Genomic DNA, 25,538 nt, shown 5'->3' on the forward strand with positions numbered 1-25,538 from the left:
CGCCTGTTGAGTTGATACCCCATCGCAAGATCCAACCAGACCTCGTGAGTGAGAAACAGTGTTCTAACCCTGTTTCTCACTCACGACCGCGCGGGCGACGCCGAGGTCCACCAGGTCCTGGGGGCGCAGGTGGAGCTGGTTGGCGATGTCCGGGACCTCCGACGCCGGGCGCTTGAGGATCGCCGCCGCGGCTTCCGGGGACGTCACCGAGAAGTACGCGTCCGGCGCCACCCACGTCGACCCGGCCGCGGCGAAGGCCAGCGCTCCGCCCGAGCCGCCTTCGCCGATCACCAGGGACGTCACCGGGACCGACGCCGTCGCCACCGCCGCGAACATCTCCGCGATCGCGCCACCCGCGCCCGCCTGCTCCGCCGCCGCGTCGTTCGCCGCGCCCGGGGTGTCGACCAGGGTCAGCACCGGGATGCCCAGGCGGGACGCCAGCCGCACCAGCCGGGCCGCCGTCCGGAAGCCCGACGGCAGCGTCGGCGTGCCGCACTGCGCCGCGTACGCGATCGTCCGCCCGTCACGCCAGCCGAAGCCGCACGCGACGCCGGGATCCGCGCCGCCCACGCGGTCGCCGCTGATGTCCTCCCGCCAGTCGAAGTACGCGTCGAGGTACTCCGCCGCCCGGGCCCGCCCCGGTGAACGCGCCGCCTGAACCGCCTCCCAGCCCGTCGCAGGCAGGGAAGTGGCCCGCAGCGCGGAAGGCGGCGGTGCGGCCGCCGACGAACGCGCGGTCAGCAGCCGCAGCCACCGTTCCAGCGCCCCGCCGAGGTCCTCCGGCGCCACGACGGCGTCGACCTGACCCCACTCGTGGTGCGCTTCCGCGGTGTACGCCTCGGGCGAATCCGGCGGGCGAACCCGCGAGCCGGCGAACCCGACCTGCGCCTCCGGCAGCGCGAGGACGATGTCGGCGCCCGCGCCGAGCGTGGCCCAGCCGCCGCCGGTCGTCGGGTCGCGCAGCACCGAGATCCGGGGGATGCCCATCGACCGCGTCAGCGCCGACGCCCGGGCCACCCGCTGCAGCTGCATCAACGCGCGCATGCCCTGCTGCATGCGGCTGCCGCCGGTCGCGATCAGCGACACGACCGGCAGCCGCGCGTCGCGGGCGTGCGCGAACGCCGCCTCGATCCGGTCGCCGGTGCGCTGCCCGAGCGAGCCGCCGAGGAACCCGAACTCGAAGGCGATCAGCACGGCTTCGGCGTCACCGATCTTCGCCGTCCCGCAGACGACCGACTCCTTCTCGCCGGTGCGTTCTTCCGCGGCGGAACGCGCTTCCCGGTAGCCCGGCCAGCCGATCGGGCCGTCGGCGGGCTCCTCGCGCAGCGGGGTCGGGAACTCCGTGAAGCCGCTCGCGATCGCGCCGACGACCTCGCGCGCCGGCAGCCTAGGCACCGAGCGCCCGCTTCATGACCTTGCCCATGTCGTTGCGGGGCAACGCATCCAGGTACCGGACGACCCTTGGACGCTTGTGCGGCGCGAGCAGTTTCGCGACGTGGTCGGCGAGCTCGTCGGCGGCCGGTGGCTCCCCGGACGGCACGATCCACGCGACGATCCGCTCGCCGAGGTCGTCGTCCGGCTCGCCGGTGACGGCCGCTTCGGCGACGCCGGGGTGTTCGAGCAGCGCGTTCTCGATCTCGCCCGCGCCGATCTTGTAGCCGCCGCTCTTGATCAGGTCGGTGGCCTTGCGCCCGACGATCTTGACGTACCCGTCGGCGTCGCGCGTGGCCATGTCGCCGGTGCGGAACCAGCCGCCGTCGAACGCGGCCGCGGTCGCGTCCGGCCGGTTGAGGTACTCGGTGAACAGGTTCGGGCCGCGGACCTGGATCTCGCCGACGCTCTCGACGTCGTCGATCACCTCACCGGCGTCGCCGACCAGCCGCAGCTCGACACCCCGCAGCGGGACGCCGACCGTGCCGGGCTTGCGCTCGCCGTCGGCGCGCACGCTGGTGTTCATCAGCGTCTCGGTCATCCCGTAGCGCTCGACGACCTGCTGGCCGGTCGCCGCGGTGATCCGCTGGTGGTCGTGCACCGGCAGCGCCGCGGACCCGGAAACCAGCAGCCGGGCGTGGCGAAGCGCGTCCGCCAGCGCCTGGTCGGTGCCGACTTCACCGGCGATCCGGTGGTACATCGTCGGGACGCCGAACAGCATCGTGGCGCCGTTCGCGAGTTCCCGGGCGACGCCTTCGGTCGAGAACCGGCCGAGGTGGCGCACCGAACCGCCGCGGCGCAGCGGGCCGAGGATGCCGAGGATCAGCCCGTGCACGTGGAACAGCGGAAGCGCGTGCACGAGGACGTCGTCGGCCGTCCAGCCCCAGGCGTCCTCCAGGGCGTCCAGCGTGGTCGCGAGGGCGCGCCGGGGGAGCACGACACCCTTCGGCGGGCCGGTGGTGCCCGAGGTGTAGACGATCAGCGCGGGGGACTCGGGGCCGGGTTCGTCCGCGAGTGGCGCTTTCCCGCCGGTCAGGGGGATGTCCCGGCGGGGTAGGGCGGCGAGACCGGCGGGCAGCTCGGCCCCGGATTCGGCCAGAACCAGCGCCGGTTCGCTGTCGGCGAGGATGTGGGTGAGCTCCCGCTCGCCGATCTTCGGGTTGAGCGGCACCGCCGGCACCCCGGCGAGCAGCGCGGCGACGACCGCGACGCTCGTGTGCACGGTCGGCGTCGCCCACACCGCGACCCGGCCGGGCGGCAGCTCGCGGGCGAGACCGCCGGCGACGGCGGCGAGGTCGTCGTAGGTCAGGGCGTGGTCGCCGAAGCGCAGGGCTTCCTTTGCGGCACCGGCGACGAGCGTGGGGAACAACGGGTCGGGCACCGCGGGGACCTCCCAGTGTCGGACTCGATCAGCACGTTACCGCGCGGATCGGTCCCCTGCAGCAACCAGGCGAAGACGCTGGTCGTAGGCTGGGACACCGTGTTGGTACTGGCGATCGATACCTCGACCCCGGCGGTGACCGCGGGCGTCGTCGCGCTGGACGGCGGCTTGGTCGAGACGCGCGGTGAGCGCGTCACCGTCGACCCCCGCGCCCACGGAGAGCTGATCACGCCGCACGCGCTGGCCGCCGCCGAAGCCGCGGGCGTGACCCTCAAGGACCTCGACGCGATCGTCGCCGGCGTCGGCCCCGGGCCGTTCACCGGCCTGCGCGCCGGGATGGCCACCGCCGCCGCGCTCGGCCACGCCCTGGGCATTCCGGTGTACCCCGTCTGCAGCCTCGACGCACTGGCCGCCGACGTCCCGCCGGGGGACAACGCTTTCCTCGTGCTCACGGACGCGCGTCGCCGCGAGGTCTACTGGGCCGCCTACGACGCCGCGGGGCAGCGCACCGACGGGCCGCACGTCCAGCGCCCCGCCGACGTGGAAAGTGATCTCGAAGTGGCGGCAGGCGACGGCGCCCTGCTGTACGCGGACGCGCTCGGCGTCCGGCCGGTCGAGCCGCGCTTCCCGTCGCCCGCGGGCCTGGTGAAGGTCGCGCAGGCCGCGTTGCTGGCGAAGGAACCGCCCGGGCCGCTGACGCCGTTGTACCTGCGACGTCCGGACGCCGCCGAGCCCGCGGCGCCGAAACGGGTGACCGCTCCGTGAGACTCGAGCCGCTGCGCCGCATGGACATCGCCCGGTGCGTGGAGATCGAGAAGATCCTGTTCCCCGGCGACGACCCGTGGAGCGCCCGCGCCTTCCACTCGGAGCTGGACGCGGGCAACTTCTACCTCGCCGCGCGCCCGGACGAGGGCGACGAGCTGCTCGGCTACGCCGGGCTGGCCGTCGTCGGGCGCCGGCGCGGCGAGTACGAGGCGACCGTGCACACGATCGGCGTCGCGCCCGAACACCAGGGCCAGGGCATCGGCAAGGCGCTGCTGCAGGCGCTGCTGGCGCGGGCCGACGAGTTCGAGGCGCCGGTGTTCCTCGAGGTCCGCACGGACAACACGACCGCGCTCGCCCTGTACGAGCGCCATGGCTTCGAACGGCTCGGCATCCGGAAGCGCTACTACCAGCCTTCCGGCGCCGACGCGTACACGATGGTCCGCCCGGCGCGGACGCGAGACGGGGTGGCGGGCTGATGGCACGCATCATCATGGGTATCGAGAGCTCGTGCGACGAGACCGGCGTCGGCCTGGTCCGGCTGCACGACGACGGCACGGTCGAGCTGCTGGCGGACGAGGTGGCTTCGAGCGTCGAGCAGCACGCCCGCTTCGGCGGCGTGGTGCCCGAGGTCGCCAGCCGCGCGCACCTGGAGGCGATGGTCCCGACGACGTCGCGGGCGTTCGAGACGGCCGGGCTGTCGATGTCCGATGTGGACGCGATCGCCGTGACGGCGGGACCGGGCCTGGCGGGTGCGCTGCTGGTGGGCGTCTCGGCGGCGAAGGCGTACGCGACGGCGCTGGACGTGCCGCTGTACGGGGTCAACCACCTGGCCGGGCACATCGCGGTGGACACGCTGCAGCACGGGCCGTTGCCGACGCCGTGCCTGGCGCTGCTGGTTTCCGGTGGGCACACGCAGTTGCTGCGGGTGGACGACATCGCTTCGTCGATCACCGAGCTGGGGTCCACTGTGGATGACGCGGCCGGTGAGGCCTACGACAAGGTGGCGCGGGTGCTCGGGTTGCCGTACCCGGGCGGGCCGCCGATCGATAAGGCGGCGAAGAACGGGAATCCTTCGGCGATCGCGTTTCCGCGGGGGATGACTGGTCCGCGCGATGCTGCGTTCGACTTTTCGTTCTCCGGTTTGAAGACTGCGGTGGCGCGGTGGGTCGAGGGGGCTGCTCGGCGCGGCGAGGAGATCCCGGTGGACGACGTCGCGGCTTCGTTCCAGGAGGCGGTGGCGGATGTCTTGACGGCCAAGGCGGTGCGCGCGGCCAAGGAGCAGGGGATCGACACCATGGTGATTTCCGGTGGGGTGGCGGCGAACTCGCGGTTGAAGGAGCTGGCGGCGGAGCGTTGCGCGGCTGCGGGGATCGAGTTGCGGGTGCCTCGGCCTCGGCTGTGCACGGACAACGGCGCGATGATTGCTGCTTTGGGTGCGCACGTGGTGGCGGCGAAGCTCCCGACGACCCCCCTGGACTTCAGCGCGAACCCGGCCCTGCCGGTGAACGTCGTCTCGCTTTAGCGGTCTGCCGCGGCTCTCGTGAGTGGTAAGGCGGGTTAGAACCCGCCTTACCACTCACGAGGGGTCTGGGGCTCAGGAAGCCGTTGCCGGGGTTGCGGTTCGTACGGCCAGTAGTTCCTCGATCGCCGCGATTGCGCGGGCTGCCGCGTTCCCTTCGCCGTACGGGTTGCCCACCTGGGCCGGGCGCAATTCGCCGCTCAGGAGCCGCGCTGCCAGGTCCACGATTCGCGCCGTGTCGGTGCCCGCCAGCCAGGCGCAGCCCGCCTCTACCACTTCCGCGCGCTCGGTCACGTCTCGGAGGACCACCACCGGGGTGCCGAACGTCGGGGCCTCCTCCTGGATGCCGCCCGAATCCGTCAGGACCAGGGACGCCAGGCGCAACGCGCGGACCAGGTCCGGGTACTCCAGCGGGTCCGTCACCGTCACTCGCGGAAGGCCGGCCAGTGCCGTCTCCACCTGAGTGCGGACCTGCGGGTTGGGGTGGGCCGGGAACAGCACCTGGACGTCCGGGTGCTCGGCCACGATCAGCTGCACCGCGGCGAGGGTGCGCTCCAGCGGCTCGCCCCAGGACTCGCGGCGGTGGGACGTGACCAGCACCAGCCGCTCGCCGGCCTCTGCGAGCTCCATCTCCAGCAACGCCAGTGCCGTGTCGCGGGCCGGGAGGTCGCGGGCCGCGATCTCCAGCACCGCGTCGACCACCGTGTTGCCCGTGACCGCGATCTGTTGCCGCGCAACGCCTTCCGCGCGCAACGCCGCCGCCGCGCCGAGTGTGGGGGCCAGGTGCAGGGCCGCGATGCGGGACACCATCTGCCGCGCGCCCTCCTCCGGGAACGGTGCCGCGAGGTCGTGGGTGCGCAGCCCGGCCTCCAGGTGCACCACCGGGATGCCCAGCCAGAACGCCGCCAGCGCGCCGGCGAGGGTCGTCGTCGTGTCGCCCTGGACGACCAGGGCCGCCGGGGCGTGGCGGCGCAGGGCGTCGTCGAGGGCCGGCAGCAGGCCCGCCACCAGCTCGGCCTGGCCGCCGGTCACCCGCGGTGGCACGTCGAGCCAGGCGTCGACGACCAGGCCGAAGGGCTCCAGAGCCTGCTCGACCATGCCCGGGTGCTGGCCGCTGTGCACCACCACCGGGTGCAGCACCGGGTGCTCCGCCAGCGCCAGCGCCAGCGGCGCGAGCTTGACGGCTTCCGGCCGCGTTCCGGCCAGCAACATCACGTCCACCCCGTGCCGCCCCTTCTCCACATCATCGAGTGTCCAGCAAATTCCCGCCAAGAGGGCCGCCGGCGTGCGAGGGGCACACGCCGGCGGCCCGCTTTCTCAATCCCGCGCCCGGGAGAGACGGCGGTTGCGGCGGTGGACGGCGATCAGCGCGCCGGTCCCGAGCAGGACCAGGAGCACGCCGAGGGCCAGCCACCACCCGATGTCGGCGCCGGTGGCGGCGAGGGTGCCGACCCCGCCCCCGGCCACGCCGACGCCCGCGCCCGGCATCTTGTACATCTCCGACCTCGCTCAGGCCTGCGTGGAACGGCGGCGGACGATGCGGGTGCCGACCGGCACCGCGACGGCGCCGAGCAGGCCGAGCCCGATCCAGAGCCCGGCGCCGGACGCCAGCGGCATCGGCGGCGCGGCCGGGCCGCAGGTCGCCGACGACACGATCACGTCACCGTCGCCGAGCGCCTTGAGCCCTCCGCCGAGCAGCTTCACGTGGACGGCGTTCACCGTGAGGCTGCCGTCGGGGTTCTTGACCTGCTCGTTCAGGATGATCGTCGCGACGTTGAGCGTGCCGAGGCCGACCTTGATCTGCGTGTTCGCGGCCGGGGCGGCGTCGACCGCGCCGACGCTGCCGAGGTTCGCGCCGACCAGTTTCGCGCTGCCTTCGACGCCCTTCTGCGTCGCGGTGCAGACGGCCTCGACGAGCTTGATGCCGACGTCGCCGAGAGCCGCCTTCAGCAGCGGCAGCGTGACGTCGGCGGTGCTCGCCTTCGCGGTCACCGCACCGGAATTCTCGTCACGCTTCGCTTCGGCGTTGATCACGCCGGCGGTGAGGATGCCGGGAACGTCGGCCTTCGCCAGACTGCTGTTCGTCGGGCCCGCGGTGTTCGCGGCCGCGAACGGGCCCGCCTTCACCGCGTTCTGGCCGAGCAGCTTGACGTCGACCTTGACGCCGTACGCGGACCCGTCGCCGGGGGCCGCCGAAGCGGGGGCCGCGCCGGCGAGCACGACGCTCGCCACGACCGCGGCGAGCAGTCCGCCGCGGCGCACGAGGGAGCTCTTCATCAAGTGGTCCTCCGAATTCGCTGGATTTATCGGGGGTGCGTGACGGCGGCGCGGATCGAACCGGCTTGCCTCGAACTCGGCACGCGGATCGACTATCGCGAAGACCGGCCCGAATAGCACACAAAATTTCCCGAATCACCGGATCGGGTAAGGCTGGGCGTCGTTTCCGCTGGTCGCGGTCGATATCACTCGAATGGCGTAACAAGTTCGACTGAAGACCAACCGATTGGGGCGGCTTTTCCACCCCTCCGAGTGGAAACGGGGTGCACACATGTCCTACGCTCGCCCGTGCCCGCAACTTGATCGGGAATTCCGACACCGAGAGGAACGTCGTGGCGGTAGCGAGCGCTCCGAACTCAGGAATGACACGGTTTCCGCTGGTCGCGGCGCTCAGTGCGCTGGCCGCGGCGGGGGTCGTGGTGGTGCTGGCCGAGCGGTTCTACCGCGAGCTGGAGGTGCGGCTCGCCGGCGCGATCCTCAACCTGTTCACTACATCGGGTGTTTATGTGGCACCCGATCGGGAGTCTGTTTACTTTGGGTTGACCAGCGCTACTCCGTTCGGGTTGAGAATGACGCCGGAATGTTCTTCGGCGTTCCTTTTGCTTCCGCTGCTCGTTGTGACGATGGCCATGTTGTACTTCCGGCCGTCGAATGCGCGGCGGCTCTTCTTTTCGCTCGGCATTTCCGCGCTCGTCGTCGTACTGGTGAACCAGTTGCGCATTCTGACGATCGTCGGGCTCGTGCACGGGTTCGGCACCGACGAGGGCTACTACTGGGGCCACACGCTGCTCGGCTCGATGGTGAGCGTGTTCGGCGGCGCCGTCTCGATCGTCCTGTTCGTCTGGCTGGCCACCCGGAAGAAGAAGGCATGAGCGTCAAGGTCCTGCTGGCGATCACCCAGGCGTTCGCGCTGACCATGAGCGTGGCGTTCCTCGTCTACGTCGTGGTGATCGTGGTGCCGTACCTGCGCCGCAAGCCCGGCCCGGTGGGCGACCCGGCGGACTTCACGTGGCACTTCTTCGTGCCGTGCCGCGACGAGCAGACGGTCATCCGCGAGACGATCCGCTACCTGCGCACCACGTTCCGCAGGGCGCACGTCTGGGTCGTCGACGACGACTCGGAGGACCGCACCGCCCGCGTCGTCCGGATGCTGTGGCGGCGCCACGGCGGCTACGACCCGTACCTGCACCTGGTGCCGCGCGTGCGGCCCGAAGCCCGGACCGGCAAGGGTGACGCGCTGAACGCGGCCTACCGCGCCCTGAACGACTGGATGGGTCAGGACGCGAGCCGCGACGACGTCGTCGTGGTGGTCGTCGACGCCGACGGCCGCCCGGCACCGAACTGCCTGGAGGTCTGCGCCGCGGACCACCTCTTCGGCGATCCGGAGGTCGGCGCGGTCCAGCTCGACGTGTGGATGGGCAACACCGACACCCCGCCGCCGGGCCGCAACCCGGTCGGCCGCTGGTTCGGCCTCAAGCTCGCGCAGCTGCAGGACCTCGAGTTCCGCACGGCGATCGCGGCGATCCAGACGTCCCGCGGGTTCACCGGCACGATCTCCATGGGCGGCAACGGCCAGTTCACCCGGCTCACCGCGCTCGACTCGATCGCGGGCGACGCCGGGCAGCCGTGGCGCGGCTCGTTGCTGGAGGACTTCGAACTCGGTGTCCACCTGCTCACCGCGGGCTGGCGCACCGGGTTCACCCCGGATTCTCATGTGTCGCAAGAGGGTCTGTACAGCCTGCGGCGGTTCCTCGTGCAGCGCACGCGGTGGGGCCAGGGCACCATGCAGTGCGCCCGGTACCTGCGCCGGATCTGGGATTCCCCGCACGTCAGCACCCTCGGCGCGGCGGAGATGATGTACTACCTGGCCCAGCCGTGGCTGCAGCTGCTGGGCTCCCTGTTGTACCCAATCCCCTTCGTGCTGCTGGTGATCGGCACGGCGGGCGATCCGGCGCAGATGTGGACGTGGTTCACCGGCGGCGCCTGGATCCTGTTCGCCATCTACGGCTCGTTCGGGCTGCTGCCGTTCCTCGTGTGGGGCCCGATCTACCAGCTGAAGTGCTTGCGCAGCAGGAACATCCTGCGCGGGCTGGGGATGGGCCTCGCGTACGCCGCGTACATCTACACGTTCTACGTGACGTCGTGGCGCGCGCTGTTCCGGCTCGTCCGCGGGCGCAACGGCTGGGCGAAGACGCGCCGCAACACCGAGCAGGCGGCGGGGGTGAAGGTCGCGCTCGACGCGTGAGCGCGACCTCCACCGCGCCGGGTCAGAACGCCGGGACGATCCGGACGTCGTCGGCCTTGACGAAGGCGATCCGGTGCCCGAACTGGATCTGGACGTACTTGAGCTTGCCCTTCACCACCACGTGGTTCGCCGGGTCGAAGGTGGTCGCCCAGTAGTACTCGGAGCCGACGGTCCCGCCCGAGGAGTACTTCTGGCCGGCGGAAAGCGAGTACGGCAGCGGCGTGATGGCCTGCACGGTCACGCCGGCCGGGTAGGCCTCCGGCTCGGGGTAGGCGCGGCCGTACACCGGCACCGTGGCGAGGCCGGGCTTCGGCGTCACGACCCAGCCGATCGCGGGCTTCGCCACCCGGGCGCCGCGCGGGTTGGGGAACCAGCCCTTCTGGCCGAGGTACCAGATCGCCGTCCAGTCGCCGCGGACCTCGGCGACGGCGTACCGCTGCCCGGTCGCGACGCGGCTGCCGACGTCGGCAACGTCCATGGTCGAGGGCGTCCCGTTCGGGTGCAGGCCGATGTCGACCAGCAGCGGCGACGACTCACTCGGCTCCGAGTGCAGCACGACCGCCTCCGAGCCCCGCGGCGCGCAGGGCGTGCCGCTGCCGGACTTGTCGCAGCCGGTGAACGCGGGCTGGTTCTTCGCGAAGTCCGGGTCGATGGTGACCAGCGACGAGCCGGGCAGGCCGAACCCGCCGAGCGGGGCGCCGAGCAGGTCGAAGTAGTGCGACCAGTCCCAGTACGGGCCCGGGTCCCAGTGCATGCCGGGGATGGTGATCGGCGTCGTGCCCGGCACGTTGTCGTGGCCGATGATGTGCGCGCGGTCGAGCGGGATGCCGTACTTGCGCGAGAGGTAGCCGACGAGCTTCGCGCTCGAGCGGTACATGGCCTCGGTATACCAGGTGCCCTTCGCGGCGAAGCCCTCGTGCTCGATGCCGATCGACTTCGCGTTGACGTACCAGTTGCCGGCGTGCCAGGCGACGTCCTTGGTCGGCACGTGCTGCGCGATCAGGCCGTCGGCCGAGCGGATCGTGTAGTGCCAGCTCACGTACGTCGGGTCCTGGACGAGGTCGAGGACGTTGGCCCAGTAGCCCTCGGTGTCGTGGATGACGATGTGGTCGATCTTCTGGCTCTCGGGCCGGTTCGCGAGGTCGTGGTTGCCGTAGTCGTCCTTCGGCAGCTCCTGGTACGGCGCGGGGACGGACTCGCAGGTCACCCTGCGCGGGCATTCGACGCCGGCCGGTGTCCGGTCGGCGTGCTGCGGGACGGCCAGGTCCGGCGTCGGGGCCAGCGCGACCTGCTGGCCGTCGTCGGTCGTCCGGGCGGTGCCGGTCTTGATGGTGTCGAAGACTTCGTCGGCGAAGGTCTGCGCGGCGTCTCCGGTGGATCCGCTGTACCTCGCGACGGCGTTGTACCAGTTGCCGTCGGTGTTGTACTTCGCGAGCAGGGCCGCGCCGCCGCGGATGTTCTCGGCGGGGTCGGTGCGCAGCGTTTTCGCGTCGGTTCGGAGGAGCTGGGCGGCCTCGTCGACGGTCTGCAGCGTGGGCGGTGGCGCGGCGGGCCCGGCCTGCGGGTGGACGGCCGGGCGGGCGTCGTCGCCTCGGGGGTCTTCGGTGCCTTCGTCGTGGTGGGTGCCCGCGACACCGGCTTCGCGCAGGTCGGTGAGGTGCATCGGGCCGTAGCCCGCTGCCGTGCTGGGCGTGCCGGCGTTGGCGTCCCAGCGGGACTCCAGGTAGGAGACGCCGAGGAGGACGTTCTCCGGGACGTTGAACTCCTTCGCGGCGGCGGCGAAGTCGCGTTGGCGCTGGGACGCGGGGTCGGCCTGGGCTCGGGCCGGCGCGGCGGCCAGGCCGGTGAGGAGGGCGACGGTGGCTGCTACGGCTGCTGTTCTCGGGACGGGCATGGGCATGAACCCCCAGGGTGCAGGTGCCAGAGGTGAGAACCTAACCAGAAACTCACGCTGGGGGTAAGAGCCACGCGCGTCGGTGCAGTGAATGACTCATTCCTGACCTCCGACGCCAGGAATGAGTCATTCACTGCGTCAGGCGCGGCCGAGTCGTCGGCCGGGTCCGCGCATAACCACCGGTCAGGGCCGCTGTCCCACGTCGGGTGGACCCTCCTTGCACGACTGGCACTCACGTGGCTAGAGTGCTAATCGCACGGCCCGAACAGCCCCGGCACCCGCGACGGCGGGGGTGGTAGAGCCGTAACCACATCCTGCCAACGCTTTCGACGACCGTGGAGGTCAACCCGGTGAGCGTGAACATCAAGCCGCTCGAGGACAAGATCGTCGTCCAGACGAGCGAGGCCGAGGAGACGACCGCTTCCGGCCTCGTCATCCCCGACACCGCCAAGGAGAAGCCCCAGGAGGGCAAGGTTCTGGCCGTGGGCCCGGGCCGGATCGACGACAAGGGCAACCGCGTCCCGCTGGACGTCAACGTCGGCGACGTCGTCATCTACTCGAAGTACGGCGGCACCGAGGTCAAGTACAACGGCGAGGACTACCTCATCCTGTCCGCCCGCGACGTGCTGGCCGTCATCAACTGACGTCCGCTCGCAGCGCAATGACGCCCCGGGCCCCGCAGCAAGCCGGGGAGCGGGGCGTTCTTGCGTTCAGAGAAAGGTAAGCGGAACACGCTATGCCCAAGCAGATCAACTTCGACGAGGACGCTCGTCGCGCGCTGGAGCGCGGGGTGAACAAGCTCGCCGACGCGGTCAAGGTCACCCTCGGCCCGCGCGGCCGCCACGTCGTGCTCGACAAGAAGTTCGGCGGCCCGACCATCACCCTCGACGGCGTGACCGTCGCCCGTGAGGTCGAGCTCGACGACCCGTTCGAGAACCTCGGCGCGCAGCTCGCCAAGAGCGTCGCCACCAAGACCAACGACGTCGCCGGTGACGGCACCACCACCGCGACCGTGCTCGCGCAGTCGCTGGTGAAGGTCGGCCTGCGCAACGTCGCGGCCGGCGCCAACCCGACCTCGATCGGCCGCGGCATCGAGGCCGCCGCGGAGAAGGTCATCGAGGTCCTCAAGGCCAAGGCCACCCCGGTCAAGGGCCGCGAGAACATCGCCCAGGTCGGCACCGTGACCTCCCGTGACGCCAACATCGGCGCCCTGCTCGGCGAAGCCGTCGAGAAGGTCGGCGAGGACGGCGTCATCACCATCGAGGAGTCGTCGACCCTGGCGACCGAGCTGGTGATCACCGAGGGCGTCCAGTTCGACAAGGGCTTCCTCTCGGCGCACTTCGCGACCAACCCGGAGGAGCAGAAGGCGATCCTCGAGGACGCCTACGTCCTGCTGCACCGCGAGAAGATCTCGGCGCTCGCCGACCTGCTGCCGGTGCTGGAGAAGGTCGTCGAGGCCAAGAAGCCGCTGCTGATCATCGCCGAGGACGTCGACGGCGAGGCGCTGTCCACCCTCGTGGTGAACTCGCTGCGCAAGACGATCACCGCCGTCGCGGTCAAGGCGCCGTTCTTCGGCGACCGCCGCAAGGCGTTCCTGGACGACCTCGCGGTGGTCACCGGCGGCGAGGTGATCTCCGCGGAGATCGGCCGCAAGCTGTCGGACGTCGACCTCGGCGCACTGGGCAAGGCCCGCCGGATCGTCGTCACCAAGGACGACACCACGATCGTCGACGGCGCCGGCTCCAAGGACGCCATCGCCGGGCGGGTCGCGCAGATCCGCAAGGAGATCGAGACGACCGACTCCGACTGGGACCGCGAGAAGCTGCAGGAGCGGCTCGCGAAGCTCGGCGGCGGCGTCGCGGTCATCAAGGTCGGCGCGGCCACCGAGACCGAGCTGAACGAGCGCAAGCACCGCATCGAGGACGCCGTGGCTTCGACCAAGGCGGCCGTCGAGGAGGGCATCCTGCCCGGCGGCGGTTCGGCGCTGGTCCACGCGGTCAAGGAGCTCGAGGGCGGCCTGGGCCTTTCCGGCGACGAAGCCACCGGCGTGCGCATCGTCAAGGACGCGCTGACGGCCCCGCTGTTCTGGATCGCGACCAACGCGGGCCACGAGGGCGCGGTCATCGTCAACAAGGTGCAGGAGCAGGGCTGGGGCCAGGGCTTCAACGCCGCCACCGGCGAGCTCACCGACCTGCTGGCCGCCGGCATCGTCGACCCGGTCAAGGTGACCCGGTCCGCGGTGGCGAACGCCGCCTCCATCGCCCGGCTGGTGCTGACGACGGAGAGCTCCGTCGTCGAGAAGCCGGCCGCGGAGGAGCCCGCCGCGGCGGGCCACGGCCACGCGCACTGACGCAGTTCCACGAAGACGGGGCGGTACCTCTCGCGAGGTGCCGCCCCGTTCTCGTCTCGCCCGCGGGCACTTCCACGTGAAAGGTACCTGGAGTTGCCGCTCCGGATCACTTTCATAGGGAAAGTGACGCGGTTTTGAACGGCACGGAGGGCGGCACCCCACCCGGTGCCGCCCTCCGATGTTCGTGGCGTGCTCAGCCGCCGGACATGCTGAGCGCGCGTTTGTCCGACTTGATGATGTGTTCCCGCTCGGACTCCGAGAGCCCGCCCCAGATGCCGTACGGCTCGTGCACCGCCAGCGCGTGGCTGCGGCACATCTCCAAGACCGGGCAGCTCAGGCAGACGGCTTTCGCTCTGGCCTCCCGCCGTGCCCGCGCCGGGCCGCGCTCGCCGTCCGGGTGAAAGAAGGACGCGCTGTCCATTCCCCGGCACGACCCTTCGAGCTGCCAGTCCCACATGTCGGCGTTGGGTCCTGGGAGCCTGCGCGTGTCTGCCATCCTGACCGCCTCCGTCATTCGGTCGATGCCGCTAGCTGCTCTGCTGTGGTGCCGATACTCCATTCGGTGCAACGGCGGTAACGTTAGAAGCGCGCCAATAGTTGTTCAAGCGATCCGGCCCGATTCAGCCGTTAGGCATCCCCCGTAGGTGTGAGCAGGGCGTTCGCCTCCGGTTGCCGACCGCGCTGGGTGCCTGGATATTGAGCCTCGTGGGAGCTGGGTCGGGCACCGAAGAACCCACCCTGCCGGTGGCCTCGGTCGCCCGCCGGCTCGGGGTCGCGCCGTCCACCCTCCGAACCTGGGACCGCCGCTACGGACTGGGCCCCAGCCGGCACACCGACGGCCGTCACCGCCGCTACGGGACTTCCGACATCGGCCGCCTCGAACTGATGCAGCGCGCGCTGCTGAGCGGCGCGTCGACGGCGGAGGCGGCGCGCTACGCCCTCGAACAGATCCCGCGGTCCGGGCCACCGCAGCCGGAGGAGCCTTCCGAACCGGCCGACGTGTCGGCGGCCGACGACGCCCTCGAGGTCCGCTCCCGCCTGGCCCGCCGCCTGAGCACGGCGGCACTGGCCATGGACGTCGGCGCGGTCCAGCGCATGCTCGCGGACACGATCGCCGAGCTCGGCGTGCTCCCGGCGTGGACGGGGGTGATCGAGCCGGTGCTGTCGGCGCTCGGCGCCCGGTGGCGCGGCGCGAGCGCGGGTGCCGAGGTCGAGTACCTGCTGGCGGAGTGCGTGTTCGCGGCGCTGGTCCGGGCGACGCCGGTGCTCGACGAGCCCCGCAACACGCGCCCGGTCCTCTTGGGCTGCGTCCCGGACGAGCGAGACTCGATGCCGATGTACGCACTGGCGGCATCCCTGGCCGGCCGCCGGATCGGCGCGCAGCTGTTCGGAGTGCCGCTGCCGGCGGAGGTGCTGGCGGTGGCGGTCCGCCGCAGCGCACCGGCGGCGGTGGTGCTGTGGGCCCACGGCCGCGGGGTGGCGGACGCCCGGCTGTTCGCTCGGGTCTCCCGCGGGCGGCAGCGGAGCAGGCTGTTCGCGTGCGGCCCGGGCTGGGACCCGGCGGGGCTGCCGGACAAGGTGGAGCTCTTGACGGACCTGCCGAGCGCGGCGGACCGCATCGAGCACGTCCTGGTCGGCGCGCGCCGGTAGCGGTTGTCCACAACCGGCGAGGGCTGGGGACAGTAGAGCCGCCCGGCCCCGGATCCGGCCGGTTCGTCGGTGGGCGCCGATAGACTGGACCGGGGTCAGCCCCCAGGGATCGGGTGGGGCTTGTCTGGTCGCGAGGGGGCCGCCTTTCGCAAGGGCTTTACCGGCGTGAACGGGAACGTTGACGCCCAACCCGCACCCCACCCAGACCCCTCCCTGCACCCCGATACGAAGCCAGAACACGGCCGGTGGCGCCGGGTCAAGGCACGCTTTCCCGCCTTGACGCGGTGCTACCGGCCGTCGTCACAATCGCGGCTTCGGGGTGGTGGGCACCAAGCTGCCGGTCGGCCAAGGGCGCCCCGGCCCCGCTCACCTCAGCCGCACCTCCGCGCCGACCCCGACCGACAGACCCCGACTTCCGCCACGCAACAACCCACCGACCGGCCGAACCTGCCAAGGACGGGCGTAACGGCACAGCCCCTGGCGGTACTTCGATCATGTTTTGTCGGACCCACCCGCTAAAAAGGACCCGTGCACGAACCCGCCCTCAGAGCCGCCGCGTTCGGGAGTGACCCACTACCCGATCCCGCCGTCGTGCGCGGCTCCGGCAGCCCGCGGGCGCGGCTGCTCGCCGCCGTCGTGCTCGGTGCGCAGGGGCGGTACGCCTCCGCCGCCGCCCTCCTCACCGCCCTCCGGCACGTCGGGGACCCGGTCGTCGCCTCGCTCGCCGCCAGCACCCTCGCCTCCCACCGGCGGCAGCTGGGCGGCCACCGCCACGCCCGCTCGCTCGACGGTGAGGCCTACGCCAAAGCGGCTTCCCTCGAAACCGAACGTGACCCCGACGGCCTCGACGCGGCCGGCGCAAGAGCCGACGCCCTGCTCGGCCTGGCCGCCGACAACCTTGCCCTGGGCCGGCTCACCGCCGCCCGCCGGCTCGCCGAGCGGGCGCGAGGCGAGGATGCCGGGTGGCGAGCCGAGGTCCGCGGTGGGTGGGTGGGCGCCGAAATCGAACTCGCCGCAGGTCAGGGCGTCGATGCCGTGCCGCACGCCGAGCGGGCTCGGGAAACCGCGCGAGCGCGGGGCGCGCGGCGGCACACCGTGAAATCCGAGATAGTGCTGGCCGTGGCCCTCCTCGCCGCCGGGGATCCCGATCACCGGAAGATTTCGGACGACCTTGTCGGAAAGGCAATGGCGACGGCGGAGGAATGCGAACTCCTTTCACTTTTGTGGCCGGTGGCGCTCGTCGCGGCCGACCTGCGCCCAGGACACGCCGAGGAGTATCGATTCAGAGTGGCGCAGGTGTTGCACGCAGTGTTACGAAGCGCAGATCCTTGCGGGAGGAGGGTTGCGGGGGAATCACCATGGGTGCCCGTCCCGGGTGGTTGAGCCGTCGGAATGGGGTGTTCCGGCATCCGGGCTAAGAAAGTTCAAAAAAAGCCACCGGATCGTGTCAAGGTTCGGGCTAAAGCGTCCGATAGGGGAAGAGGAATGTCACCCGGCTGCAGGAAGGAAACCCCGTGACGACGGTCTTGATCTGCGACGACCGACGCAGTGTCCGTGAAGGGCTCACCCGAGTGATGTCCGCGGTCCCTGGGGTCAGTCGCATTGACTGCGTAGCGCACGGTGACGAGCTGCTGGCCCGGTACTCCCGTCAGCCCGTCGACGTCGTGCTGGTCGGGACGCAACGCGCGGTCCCGACGGGTGTCGAAGCCACCCGGCGGCTCGTCTCGGCCAACCCCCAGGCGAACGTCATCGTCTTCGGCGCCCCGGACGACGCGGGCAGCATCGCCGCCGCGATCGCCGGCGGTGCCCGCGGCTACCTCCGCTGGGACGCGTCCCGGCCGGAGCTGGTCGCCGCGCTGGCCCACACCCTGGCGAGCACCTCGGTGCCCGCGCCCCGTCAGCCGTCCGACCCGGGCGTCCAGCTGACCGAGCGCGAGCTTCAGGTGCTCCGCGGGATGAGCCAGGGCAAGAGCAACGGCCAGATCGGCCGCGAGCTCTACCTGTCCGAGGACACGGTCAAGACGCACGCCCGGCGGCTGTTCCGCAAGCTCGGCGTGCGCGACCGCGCGCAGGCCGTCGCCCACGGCTTCCGCCGCGGCCTGGTCAGCTGACCTTCCGCTCTCCCCGTTCCTGACACGGCCGGTTCCCAGGTGACGACGGGCCAGGGCGCATCGCCCTGGCCCGCACCTGTGTGGTCCCCATCACGCACCGGCGTTCGATGCGGCGGATTCCCACCCGCCACCCCGCCGCCCCGGCGGATCTCGTACCCGCAACCGGGCTCGCTCGTTGAATCGGCGACCTCGACCGCGAGTTCAGCACGACGAACCGTGTTTTTGCGGCTCCAGCTCCTGCGGCACGCCCGGGCACACCGCGCGCGCCGGTCCGGAGCAAGCCGACGGTACGGTAGCGGTCACCGGTGCGCGGTGGAGGCGACCACGGGCCGGGTTCTTTGCACACCTACACGTAACACTGGGACTGTTGTCTGCGATGGCCAATGTGGGGGATGGACTGGATGAGCCGGTCGCCGCTGCTGTCGAGGGAGATCCCCAGGCAGTGGAGCGGCTGCTGGCTGCTATCCGTCCACTGGTAGTGCGGTATTGCCGCGCCCGGGTTGGCAGGCAGGAGCGATCGTTCGCTTCGGCGGACGACGTTGCGCAGGAGGTGTGTCTCGCGGTGCTAACGGCATTGCCCTCGTACCGCGATCAAGGCCGCCCGTTTTTGGCCTTCGTCTACGGGATCGCCCAGCACAAGGTGGCCGACGCGCACCGCGCGGCGGCGCGCAACCGGGCCGAACCGGTGGCCGAGATCCCCGACGAGGTCGAGGGTGGGGTCGGCCCCGAGCAGCGGGCGCTGCAAGGTGAGCTGAACGAGCGGATGTCCCAGTTGTTGCAGGTGCTGCCGGACAAGCAGCGGGAGATCGTGGTGCTGCGCGTGGTCGTCGGCCTGTCGGCGGAGGAGACCGCGGATGCGGTCGGTTCCACCCCCGGCGCCGTCCGCGTCGCCCAGCACCGCGCCCTCGCGCGGCTGAGAAAGGTCCTGGCCGCGGAGGAGGTGATCTGAGTGACCGGTCACGAGAAGAGATTCGAGCCGGATGACGTCTGGGGCAGTGGCCTCACGGCGTCGGAGGCGGAGTTCGCCGCCGACCTGTCGGCGGTCCAAGCCGACGACGCCCTGCTCGACGCGCTCGGCGGGTCCGACCCGGCGCTGGCCGACGGTCTCGGCGACCAGGAGCTCAACGCGTTGCTGGTGGCGTGGCGAAGAGACATCGACAGCGAGCCGCTGGCCGAGCTCGTCGACGTCGACACCGCCGTGCGCACCGTCAGTACCGCCGCCCTCGCGAAGCGGCACGCTTCGAGCGGACGCCGCCGCAGGCTGCTCGTCCCGGTCGCCGTCGCCGCCGCCGTGCTGGCGATCGCGTTCACCGGCACCGGGCTGGCCGCGCGCTCCGCGCAGCCCGGAGACACGCTGTGGGGCCTCGCCAAGGTCCTGTACTCCGACCACACCCGTTCGGTCGAGGCGGCCGCGACCGCGAAGCTCGACCTCGAGAAGGCCAACCTCGCCATCGCCGGCGGCAACCTCGACGCCGCCCGCCAGGCCCTCCAGGACGCCCAAGCCGCCTTGTCGCAGGTCACCGACGAGGAGAACCGCGACCAGCTGATGGAGCAGCACCGGCAGCTCGCCGCCCAGCTCCAGAACCCCGAAGCCCCGGTGCAGGGCCCGATCCAGACCTCGGTCCCGCCGGTTTCGCCCGGCGCGCCGACGAGCCAGGCGGCGCCGGCCGGGTCGGCGTCGTCCCTCCCGGGCAGCGGCAGCGGCACCACGAGCCTGCCGGGCAGCGCGACCCCGACGCCGACGCCCCCGCCGCCGACCACGACCCCGCCGCCGACCACCACGCCGCCGCCGCCGACCACCACCGGCGCCACCGGCAACGACCCGGGCACGCCGCGCAGCGAGTCCGCCGGCGGTCAGTCGCAGGGCGTCAGCGAAACGCCGTAGAACGGACATGGAAAAGCCCTGGTGAGGAAACTCACCAGGGCTTTTCCATGTCGGGAGGAAGCGCGCTCAGTAGGCGCTCTCGTTGGCCGTGACGCCGTCGGCGAAGCCGCGGCAGTAGTCCCAGCTCACGTAGTCGCCGGGGTTCGGGTCGTAGGCCGGCTCGTGCGGGCGCATCCGCCCGTCGGCCAGCAGCTGTTCGAGGCTGGCCCGCAGCAGGTGCCAGTCGTGGTAGTGGGGTTCGTCGCATTCACCGCAGTCCACGACGATCCCGCGCACCCCGCGGGGTTCGAGGAGGGCCTGGTAGACGGCCAGATCCGAGAGATCGGCCAGCAGTTCGGTGCGTTCGGAGTCGCTGATCGGCTCGTCCAGCCGGTCCTCGGGGTCTCCGAAAGCGCGGGCCGGGTCGTCCGGGTCGTCCGCGAACGGGTCTGGAGGCAGGACATCGTGCGCCACGGCCTGCACGGTACCGGGCCGCCTCGGCGGCGCGCCCACCGCCCGGGGCGGGCGGGAGCGGCGGATATCATGAGGGGAAGGCTCCGCGTCGCCAGTTGATCTTGATCGACCACAGCGACCTGCTCATCCCGCGCCAGGAAGGCCCTTCACCCGCATGACCAGCGACGGCATCACCGCCCCCGTTCCGGCCAAGTTCGCGATGCTCGGCCTGACCTTCGACGACGTGCTGCTGCTGCCGGCCGAATCGGACGTCGTGCCGAGCACCGTCGACACGAGCACCCGGCTGACCCGGAACATCACCCTCGGTGTCCCGCTGGTGTCCGCGGCGATGGACACCGTCACCGAGGCGCGGATGGCCATCGCCATGGCCCGCCAGGGCGGCATCGGCGTGCTCCAGCGCAACCTGCCGATCGACGAGCAGGCCGCCGCGGTCGAGGTCGTCAAGCGGTCCGAGGCCGGCATGGTCACCGACCCGGTCACCTGCGCGCCCGACGCGACGCTGGCGGAGGTCGACGCCCTGTGCGCGAAGTTCCGCATCTCCGGCGTGCCGGTGACCGACGCGGCGGGGACGCTGGTGGGCATCATCACCAACCGAGACATGCGGTTCGAGGTCGACCACAGCCGCCCGGTGTCCGAGGTGATGACGAAGGCGCCGCTGGTCACCGCCCAGGTCGGGGTGTCGGCGGACGCCGCGCTCGGCCTGCTGCGCCGGCACAAGATCGAGAAGCTGCCGATCGTCGACGGCGCGGGCAAGCTCCGCGGCCTGATCACGGTCAAGGACTTCGTGAAGACCGAGCAGTACCCGAAGGCGACGAAGGACCCGGACGGCCGGCTCATCGTCGGCGCCGCGGTCGGCGTGGGCGTCGACGGGCACAAGCGCGCGATGACGCTCGCCGAGGCCGGCGTCGACGTGCTGATGGTCGACACCGCGCACGGGCACTCCCGCGCGGTCGTCGACACGGTCTCGCTCCTGAAGAAGGAGCTGGGCGAGTCGGTCGACATCGTCGGCGGCAACGTCGCGACCCGGGCGGGCGCGCAGGCGCTGGTCGACGCGGGCGCGGACGGCATCAAGGTCGGCGTCGGCCCGGGCTCCATCTGCACCACCCGGATCGTGGCCGGGGTCGGCGTGCCGCAGATCTCGGCGATCTACGAGGCCGACCAGGCGGCGCGGCCGGCGGGCATCCCGGTGATCGGCGACGGCGGCATCCAGTACTCCGGCGACATCGCGAAGGCCATCGCGGCCGGCGCGTCCACGGTGATGCTGGGCAGCCTGCTCGCCGGCACCGCCGAGTCCCCGGGCGACCTGATCCTGGTCAACGGCAAGCAGTTCAAGGTCTACCGCGGCATGGGCTCGCTGGGCGCGATGCAGTCCCGCGGCCAGGGCAAGTCCTACTCGAAGGACCGCTACGCCCAGGACGACGTGCTCAACGAGGACAAGCTGGTCCCCGAGGGCATCGAGGGCCGGATCCCGTTCCGCGGCCCGCTCGCGAACGTCGTGCACCAGCTGGTCGGCGGCCTGCGCGCCGGCATGGGCTACGCCGGTGCCGAGACGATCGCGCAGCTGCAGGAGGCGCAGTTGGTGCGGATCACCGCGGCCGGGCTCAAGGAAAGCCACCCGCACGACATCACAATGACGGTGGAAGCCCCGAACTACACGACCCGCTGAGTCACCGCCGGCGGCGCGGCCCGCACTCGGAACCGATCCGAAGTGCGGGCTTCTCGCTGTGTCACCGTGACCTAGCGTGCTTACCGTAATCGGCCTATCGCCTTGCGTGGCCGCCGTGGTGTGCACTAGGACACATGACGGTCCTGCTGCGCAGGGTGTTCTTCACGGCCGTCGCCCTGGTCTCCCTGTTCCTCGGCGGCGTGGTGTGCCTGATGTGCCAGGTCCTGGCCGGCCGGGACGCGCCGACGTACCGCGTCGAGGGCCAGGTGGTGTCCCACACGCGGGGCGCGTTCCCGGTCGCCGGTGACGAGGGCGTGGAGAGCCAGTCGGTCTCGATCGACGCGAGCGGTCGCCGCTACGACATCACGGCGGTCGACCCGGGCCTCGACCTCCCGGCGGGCCAGCCGGTCGTGCTCGACATCTCGAAGGCGGACGGCAGTGTGGCGTACCTCGGTGCCGGCGGCGGCGTGGTCGACCTGCGTCCCGGAGTGGTGCGGCCGGTGCTGCTGATCTTCGCGGCGCTCCTGGCCCTGGGCGCGGTGTACATCGGCGCGGTCCGGCTCAACCTGTACCCGCCGGTGGCGACCTGGCTGGCCCTGGCGCTGGGGGCGCTGCTGGCGCCGGTCGCGGTCTTCGTGCGGGTGTAGACCCCCGTGCGCAGGTCACCCACGCGGCCTAGCGACAATGGGGCACGGCAGATTGTCGTCGGCGGAGGAGGCTTCACGTGCGGGACCTGGTCGAGATCGGGATGGGCCGCACCGCGCGGCGGGCGTATGACCTCGACGACGTCGAGATCGTGCCGTCGCGGCGGACGCGCTCGTCCTCGGTGGTGTCCACCTCGTGGCAGATCGACGCCTACCGCTTCGACCTGCCGCTCGTCACGCACCCGACCGACGCGATCGTCTCGCCCGGCACCGCCGTCGCCGTCGGCGAGCTCGGCGGGCTGGGCGTGCTCAACGCCGAAGGGCTCTGGGCGCGGCACGCCAACGTCGAGGACGCCATCTTCCAGCTCGTCCGCGCGGCCGAGGACCTCGAGGACCCGACCGCGGTCGGCCGCGTGCTCCAGGAGCTGCACAGCGCGCCGATCCGGCTCGACCTGCTGACCGAGGCGATCAAGACGGTCCGCGAATCCGGCGTCACGGTGGCCGCGCGGGTCAGCCCGCAGCACGCCGCCGAGCTGACCCCGGACCTGATCGCGGCCGGCGTCGAGATCCTCGTCGTCCAGGGCACGATCATCTCCGCCGAGCACGTCCAGCGCGACGCCGAGCCGCTGAACCTCAAGGAGTTCATCGGCCGGCTCGACGTGCCCGTCATCGCCGGCGGCGTCAGCGACTACCGCACCGCGATGCACCTCATGCGCACCGGCGCGGCCGGGGTCATCGTCGGGCACGGCTACACGCCGGGCGTCACGAGCACCGACCGCGTGCTCGGCATCGGTGTCCCGATGGCCACCGCCATCATCGACGCCGCGGCCGCCCGCCGCGACTACCTCGACGAGACCGGCGGCCGGTACGTGCACGTGCTCGCCGACGGCGGCATGACGGTGTCGGGCGACATCGCCAAGGCCATCGCGTGCGGCGCGGACGCCGTCATGCTGGGCTCGCCGCTGGCCGCCGCCTCGGACGCGCCCGGTCAGGGCCTGTACTGGACGGCGGCCGCGGCGCACCCGTCGCTGCCGCGCTCACGCGTGGCGGCCGGCCCCGACTACGCCGTGGACCTCAAGACCCTGCTGTTCGGGCCGTCGTCCGATGCGGAAGGCGTGGTGAACCTGTTCGGGGCGCTCCGCCGCGCGATGGCGAAGACGGGTTACTCGGACCTCAAGGAGTTCCAGCGGGTGGGCCTCACCGTCCGGCGGTGAGGTGCCCGAGGAACGCGGCGAAGGCGGTCGCCGAGTAGAGGAGCACCGGCCGGGGCACCGCTTGCTTGGTGTCCCGGACCCCGACCACGCCGGGGCCGGTGCCGATCTCGACGCAGGCGTTCTCTTCGAAGTGGCTGTGGCTCGACTTGCGCCAACCGGTGAGCGTTCGTGGGCTCATCGTGGTGTCTCCCGCCCTTGTGTCCCGACCGGCGGTGATTCGCCGACGTGGACATCGACCACTGTTGAGATTACCCACTGTTGTCGTCGGACAACCATAACCGGCCAGTAACTTACCTCTGGTCAGAACGCGGAGCCGGAGTTACGCTCCAGGTGTGACTGCCAGTAACACCACCACCAGCGCGGGTGGCCCCGACTACGACGTCGTCGTGGTGGGGTCGGGGTTCGGGGGCAGCGTCGCGGCGCTGCGGCTCACCGAGAAGGGCTACCGGGTAGCCGTCGTCGAAGCGGGCCGCCGGTTCGCCGACGACGAGTTCGCGAAGACGTCGTGGGACCTCAAGCGCTACCTGTGGGCGCCGCAGGTCGGCTGCTACGGCATCCAGCGCATCCACATGCTCAACGACGTCATGGTGCTGGCGGGCGCCGGTGTCGGCGGCGGTTCGCTCGTCTACGCGAACACGCTGTACCGGCCGCTCAAGCCGTTCTACCGCGACCGGCAGTGGGCGCACATCACCGACTGGGAGGCCGAGCTCGCCCCGCACTACGACCAGGCGAGCCGGATGCTCGGCGTCGTCACGAACCCGACCATGACCCCGTCGGACGTCGTGATGCGGGACGTCGCGAAGGACATGGGAGTCGCCGATTCGTTCCACCCGACGCCGGTCGGGGTCTACTTCGGCAAGCCGGGGGAGCGGGCGAAGGACCCCTACTTCGGCGGCGCGGGCCCCGAGCGCGTCGGCTGCACCGAGTGCGGCTCGTGCATGACCGGCTGCCGCGTCGGGGCGAAGAACACGCTGGTCAAGAACTACCTCTACCTCGCCGAGCAGGACGGCGCGCAGGTCATCCCGCTGACGACCGTGACGTCGGTGAAGCCGATCGACGGCGGCTACGCAGTCAGCCTCAAGAAGACCGGGACGACCTCGAAGAAGTTCCGGACCACGATCACCGCCGAGAAGGTCGTCTTCGCCGCCGGCACCTGGGGCACGCAGAACCTGCTGCACCGGATGAGGGACACCGGCACGCTGCCGAAGCTGTCGCGCCGGCTGGGCGAGCTGACCCGGACGAACTCCGAGGCCATCATCGGCGCGGCCCGGACCGAGGTCGACGAGAGCCGGAACTTCAGCCGCGGCGTCGCGATCACCTCGTCCATCCACCCGGACGAGAACACCCACATCGAGCCGGTCCGCTACGGCAAGGGCAGCAACGCGATGAGCCTGCTGCAGACGATCGCGACGGACGGCGCTTCGCCGGTGCCGCGCTGGCGGCAGGCCGTCACGTTCATGCTCAAGCACCCGGTCCAGGCGGCGAAGCTGCTCAACGGCTACCGCTGGAGCGAGCGCACGGTGATCCTGCTGGTGATGCAGAGCCTGGACAACTCGATCACGACGTACACGAAGCGCGGGCTGTTCGGCCGCCGCAAGTACACGTCCAAGCAGGGCCACGGCGAGCCGAACCCGAGCTTCATCCCGGCCGGCCACGACGCCAACGAGCGCACGGCCGAGCGCATCGGCGGCATCGCGGGCGGCACCTGGGGCGAGATCTTCGACATCCCGCTGACCGCGCACTTCATCGGCGGCGTCCCGATCGGTGCCACGGCCGACGAGGGCGTCATCGACCCGTACCACCGCGTGTTCGGCTACCCGGGCCTGTCGGTGGTGGACGGCGCGGCGATCACCGCCAACCTGGGCGTGAACCCGTCACTGACGATCACCGCGCAGGCCGAGCGCGCGTTCTCCCTCTGGCCGAACAAGGGCGAGCAGGACCTGCGGCCGGCCCAGGAGGCGCCCTACGTGCGGCTGGAGCCGATCGCGCCGAAGAACCCGGCCGTCCCCGCCGAAGCCCCCGCCGCGCTGCGTCGAACCTCCTAGACTCGGGG

Annotated in this window: 25 protein-coding genes; 16 read left to right on the top strand and 9 right to left on the bottom strand. The window is 71.4% G+C overall.

Going from position 1 to position 25,538, the window contains the following annotated elements:
• Nucleotides 1–63: 63 nt before the first annotated feature.
• Nucleotides 64–1,395, bottom strand: a complete 1,332-nt coding sequence (locus ACFPLC_RS18275; RefSeq protein WP_378189207.1) for a carboxyl transferase domain-containing protein — start codon at nt 1,393–1,395, stop codon at nt 64–66.
• On the bottom strand, nt 1,388–2,812 hold the full coding sequence (locus tag ACFPLC_RS18280) for an acyl-CoA synthetase (protein WP_378189206.1): 1,425 nt from the start codon (nt 2,810–2,812) through the stop codon (nt 1,388–1,390). Before ACFPLC_RS18280 ends, ACFPLC_RS18275 begins: the two co-directional genes overlap by 8 nt.
• Nucleotides 2,813–2,911: 99 nt before the next feature.
• Between ACFPLC_RS18280 and tsaB the strand changes: the two genes are divergently transcribed.
• From tsaB to tsaD, 3 genes are read left to right on the top strand one after another with little or no spacing between them, the layout of a single operon-like run.
• Nucleotides 2,912–3,577, top strand: coding sequence for a tRNA (adenosine(37)-N6)-threonylcarbamoyltransferase complex dimerization subunit type 1 TsaB (gene tsaB, locus ACFPLC_RS18285; RefSeq protein ID WP_378189588.1), 666 nt, complete (start codon nt 2,912–2,914; stop codon nt 3,575–3,577).
• Nucleotides 3,574–4,053 carry a ribosomal protein S18-alanine N-acetyltransferase gene (gene rimI / locus ACFPLC_RS18290; protein ID WP_378189205.1) on the top strand — a complete coding sequence of 160 codons (480 nt, stop codon included), beginning with the start codon at nt 3,574–3,576 and terminating at the stop codon, nt 4,051–4,053. Before tsaB ends, rimI begins: the two co-directional genes overlap by 4 nt.
• The gene (gene tsaD / locus ACFPLC_RS18295) at nt 4,053–5,099 is read left to right on the top strand and encodes a tRNA (adenosine(37)-N6)-threonylcarbamoyltransferase complex transferase subunit TsaD (protein ID WP_378189204.1); all 1,047 of its coding nucleotides are present in this window, start codon (nt 4,053–4,055) and stop codon (nt 5,097–5,099) included. Before rimI ends, tsaD begins: the two co-directional genes overlap by 1 nt.
• A gap of 72 nt (nt 5,100–5,171) precedes the next feature.
• Here tsaD and wecB read toward each other — a convergent pair whose 3' ends face one another.
• The 3 genes from wecB to ACFPLC_RS18310 form a co-directional block, all read right to left on the bottom strand.
• Nucleotides 5,172–6,317 carry a non-hydrolyzing UDP-N-acetylglucosamine 2-epimerase gene (gene wecB, locus ACFPLC_RS18300; protein WP_378189586.1) on the bottom strand — a complete coding sequence of 382 codons (1,146 nt, stop codon included), beginning with the start codon at nt 6,315–6,317 and terminating at the stop codon, nt 5,172–5,174.
• A 96-nt stretch (nt 6,318–6,413) separates the two neighbouring features.
• On the bottom strand, nt 6,414–6,593 hold the full coding sequence (locus tag ACFPLC_RS18305) for an LPXTG cell wall anchor domain-containing protein (protein WP_360172224.1): 180 nt from the start codon (nt 6,591–6,593) through the stop codon (nt 6,414–6,416).
• Between the two features lie 12 nt (nt 6,594–6,605).
• Entirely contained in the window at nt 6,606–7,373 is a 768-nt protein-coding gene (locus ACFPLC_RS18310) for a choice-of-anchor P family protein (RefSeq protein ID WP_378189203.1), read from the bottom strand.
• Nucleotides 7,374–7,735: 362 nt separating this feature from the next.
• Here ACFPLC_RS18310 and xrtP point away from each other — a divergent pair, with 362 nt between their 5' ends.
• Both xrtP and ACFPLC_RS18320 read left to right on the top strand, forming a co-directional pair.
• Nucleotides 7,736–8,245 (top strand): exosortase P, encoded by a 510-nt coding sequence (gene xrtP / locus ACFPLC_RS18315; RefSeq protein WP_378189584.1) that lies wholly within the window; start codon nt 7,736–7,738, stop codon nt 8,243–8,245.
• Nucleotides 8,242–9,618 carry a glycosyltransferase family 2 protein gene (locus ACFPLC_RS18320; protein ID WP_378189202.1) on the top strand — a complete coding sequence of 459 codons (1,377 nt, stop codon included), beginning with the start codon at nt 8,242–8,244 and terminating at the stop codon, nt 9,616–9,618. Before xrtP ends, ACFPLC_RS18320 begins: the two co-directional genes overlap by 4 nt.
• A 22-nt stretch (nt 9,619–9,640) precedes the next feature.
• Here ACFPLC_RS18320 and ACFPLC_RS18325 read toward each other — a convergent pair whose 3' ends face one another.
• Entirely contained in the window at nt 9,641–11,518 is a 1,878-nt protein-coding gene (locus ACFPLC_RS18325) for an N-acetylmuramoyl-L-alanine amidase (RefSeq protein ID WP_378189201.1), read from the bottom strand.
• A 344-nt stretch (nt 11,519–11,862) separates the two neighbouring features.
• Here ACFPLC_RS18325 and groES point away from each other — a divergent pair, with 344 nt between their 5' ends.
• Together groES and groL are read left to right on the top strand one after the other, a co-directional pair.
• The gene (gene groES, locus ACFPLC_RS18330) at nt 11,863–12,156 is read left to right on the top strand and encodes a co-chaperone GroES (protein ID WP_004559922.1); all 294 of its coding nucleotides are present in this window, start codon (nt 11,863–11,865) and stop codon (nt 12,154–12,156) included.
• 92 nt (nt 12,157–12,248) lie between these two features.
• Nucleotides 12,249–13,862, top strand: coding sequence for a chaperonin GroEL (groL, locus tag ACFPLC_RS18335; protein WP_378189199.1), 1,614 nt, complete (start codon nt 12,249–12,251; stop codon nt 13,860–13,862).
• Between the two features lie 193 nt (nt 13,863–14,055).
• On the opposite strand, the gene ACFPLC_RS18340 is transcribed toward groL, so the two are convergent.
• The gene (locus ACFPLC_RS18340; protein WP_033261506.1) at nt 14,056–14,358 is read right to left on the bottom strand and encodes a WhiB family transcriptional regulator; all 303 of its coding nucleotides are present in this window, start codon (nt 14,356–14,358) and stop codon (nt 14,056–14,058) included.
• A 248-nt stretch (nt 14,359–14,606) separates the two neighbouring features.
• Here ACFPLC_RS18340 and ACFPLC_RS18345 point away from each other — a divergent pair, with 248 nt between their 5' ends.
• From ACFPLC_RS18345 to ACFPLC_RS18365, 5 genes are all read left to right on the top strand, one after another.
• The gene (locus ACFPLC_RS18345; protein WP_191315687.1) at nt 14,607–15,512 is read left to right on the top strand and encodes a MerR family transcriptional regulator; all 906 of its coding nucleotides are present in this window, start codon (nt 14,607–14,609) and stop codon (nt 15,510–15,512) included.
• A 528-nt stretch (nt 15,513–16,040) separates the two neighbouring features.
• A complete protein-coding gene (locus tag ACFPLC_RS18350) occupies nt 16,041–16,895 on the top strand; it encodes a hypothetical protein (protein ID WP_378189198.1) in 855 nt (284 codons plus the stop codon).
• A gap of 131 nt (nt 16,896–17,026) precedes the next feature.
• On the top strand, nt 17,027–17,623 hold the full coding sequence (locus ACFPLC_RS18355; protein ID WP_003073605.1) for a response regulator transcription factor: 597 nt from the start codon (nt 17,027–17,029) through the stop codon (nt 17,621–17,623).
• 376 nt (nt 17,624–17,999) lie between these two features.
• Nucleotides 18,000–18,572 carry a sigma-70 family RNA polymerase sigma factor gene (locus tag ACFPLC_RS18360; protein WP_026468912.1) on the top strand — a complete coding sequence of 191 codons (573 nt, stop codon included), beginning with the start codon at nt 18,000–18,002 and terminating at the stop codon, nt 18,570–18,572.
• Nucleotides 18,573–19,508, top strand: coding sequence for an anti-sigma-D factor RsdA (locus ACFPLC_RS18365; RefSeq protein ID WP_191315651.1), 936 nt, complete (start codon nt 18,573–18,575; stop codon nt 19,506–19,508).
• A 66-nt stretch (nt 19,509–19,574) separates the two neighbouring features.
• Here the strand turns inward: ACFPLC_RS18365 and ACFPLC_RS18370 are convergent, their stop codons facing one another.
• Nucleotides 19,575–19,970 carry a DUF5319 domain-containing protein gene (locus tag ACFPLC_RS18370; RefSeq protein ID WP_003073549.1) on the bottom strand — a complete coding sequence of 132 codons (396 nt, stop codon included), beginning with the start codon at nt 19,968–19,970 and terminating at the stop codon, nt 19,575–19,577.
• Nucleotides 19,971–20,115: 145 nt separating this feature from the next.
• Between ACFPLC_RS18370 and guaB the strand changes: the two genes are divergently transcribed.
• The 3 genes from guaB (at nt 20,116) to ACFPLC_RS18385 (ending at nt 23,485) form a co-directional block, all read left to right on the top strand.
• Nucleotides 20,116–21,627: an IMP dehydrogenase gene (gene guaB, locus ACFPLC_RS18375; RefSeq protein WP_191315650.1), complete on the top strand. Its 1,512-nt coding sequence runs from the start codon at nt 20,116–20,118 to the stop codon at nt 21,625–21,627.
• A gap of 134 nt (nt 21,628–21,761) precedes the next feature.
• Entirely contained in the window at nt 21,762–22,274 is a 513-nt protein-coding gene (locus ACFPLC_RS18380) for a hypothetical protein (protein WP_378189197.1), read from the top strand.
• A 77-nt stretch (nt 22,275–22,351) separates the two neighbouring features.
• Nucleotides 22,352–23,485: a GuaB3 family IMP dehydrogenase-related protein gene (locus ACFPLC_RS18385; protein WP_191315648.1), complete on the top strand. Its 1,134-nt coding sequence runs from the start codon at nt 22,352–22,354 to the stop codon at nt 23,483–23,485.
• Here ACFPLC_RS18385 and ACFPLC_RS18390 read toward each other — a convergent pair.
• On the bottom strand, nt 23,469–23,663 hold the full coding sequence (locus ACFPLC_RS18390; RefSeq protein WP_378189196.1) for a DUF397 domain-containing protein: 195 nt from the start codon (nt 23,661–23,663) through the stop codon (nt 23,469–23,471). The genes ACFPLC_RS18385 and ACFPLC_RS18390 overlap by 17 nt on opposite strands.
• Before the next feature lie 154 nt (nt 23,664–23,817).
• Here ACFPLC_RS18390 and ACFPLC_RS18395 point away from each other — a divergent pair, with 154 nt between their 5' ends.
• Nucleotides 23,818–25,530: an FAD-dependent oxidoreductase gene (locus tag ACFPLC_RS18395; RefSeq protein WP_378189195.1), complete on the top strand. Its 1,713-nt coding sequence runs from the start codon at nt 23,818–23,820 to the stop codon at nt 25,528–25,530.
• Nucleotides 25,531–25,538: the final 8 nt, after the last annotated feature.

Origin of the sequence: Amycolatopsis plumensis, assembly GCF_042652605.1 — a bacterium.
Taxonomy (GTDB): Bacteria; Actinomycetota; Actinomycetes; order Mycobacteriales; family Pseudonocardiaceae; genus Amycolatopsis; species Amycolatopsis plumensis.

What these genes read in the sequence shown, in the direction of transcription:
- ACFPLC_RS18310 (WP_378189203.1), bottom strand. Translation starts at nt 7,373, where the DNA reads ATGAAGAGCTCCCTCGTGCGCCGCGGCGGACTGCTCGCCGCGGTCGTG.
- ACFPLC_RS18340 (WP_033261506.1), bottom strand. Translation starts at nt 14,358, where the DNA reads ATGGCAGACACGCGCAGGCTCCCAGGACCCAACGCCGACATGTGGGAC.
- ACFPLC_RS18380 (WP_378189197.1), top strand. Translation starts at nt 21,762, where the DNA reads ATGACGGTCCTGCTGCGCAGGGTGTTCTTCACGGCCGTCGCCCTGGTC.
- guaB (WP_191315650.1), top strand. Translation starts at nt 20,116, where the DNA reads ATGACCAGCGACGGCATCACCGCCCCCGTTCCGGCCAAGTTCGCGATG.
- tsaD (WP_378189204.1), top strand. Translation starts at nt 4,053, where the DNA reads ATGGCACGCATCATCATGGGTATCGAGAGCTCGTGCGACGAGACCGGC.
- groL (WP_378189199.1), top strand. Translation starts at nt 12,249, where the DNA reads ATGCCCAAGCAGATCAACTTCGACGAGGACGCTCGTCGCGCGCTGGAG.
- xrtP (WP_378189584.1), top strand. Translation starts at nt 7,736, where the DNA reads ATGACACGGTTTCCGCTGGTCGCGGCGCTCAGTGCGCTGGCCGCGGCG.
- ACFPLC_RS18320 (WP_378189202.1), top strand. Translation starts at nt 8,242, where the DNA reads ATGAGCGTCAAGGTCCTGCTGGCGATCACCCAGGCGTTCGCGCTGACC.
- ACFPLC_RS18390 (WP_378189196.1), bottom strand. Translation starts at nt 23,663, where the DNA reads ATGAGCCCACGAACGCTCACCGGTTGGCGCAAGTCGAGCCACAGCCAC.
- ACFPLC_RS18305 (WP_360172224.1), bottom strand. Translation starts at nt 6,593, where the DNA reads ATGTACAAGATGCCGGGCGCGGGCGTCGGCGTGGCCGGGGGCGGGGTC.
- ACFPLC_RS18360 (WP_026468912.1), top strand. Translation starts at nt 18,000, where the DNA reads ATGGCCAATGTGGGGGATGGACTGGATGAGCCGGTCGCCGCTGCTGTC.
- ACFPLC_RS18325 (WP_378189201.1), bottom strand. Translation starts at nt 11,518, where the DNA reads ATGCCCATGCCCGTCCCGAGAACAGCAGCCGTAGCAGCCACCGTCGCC.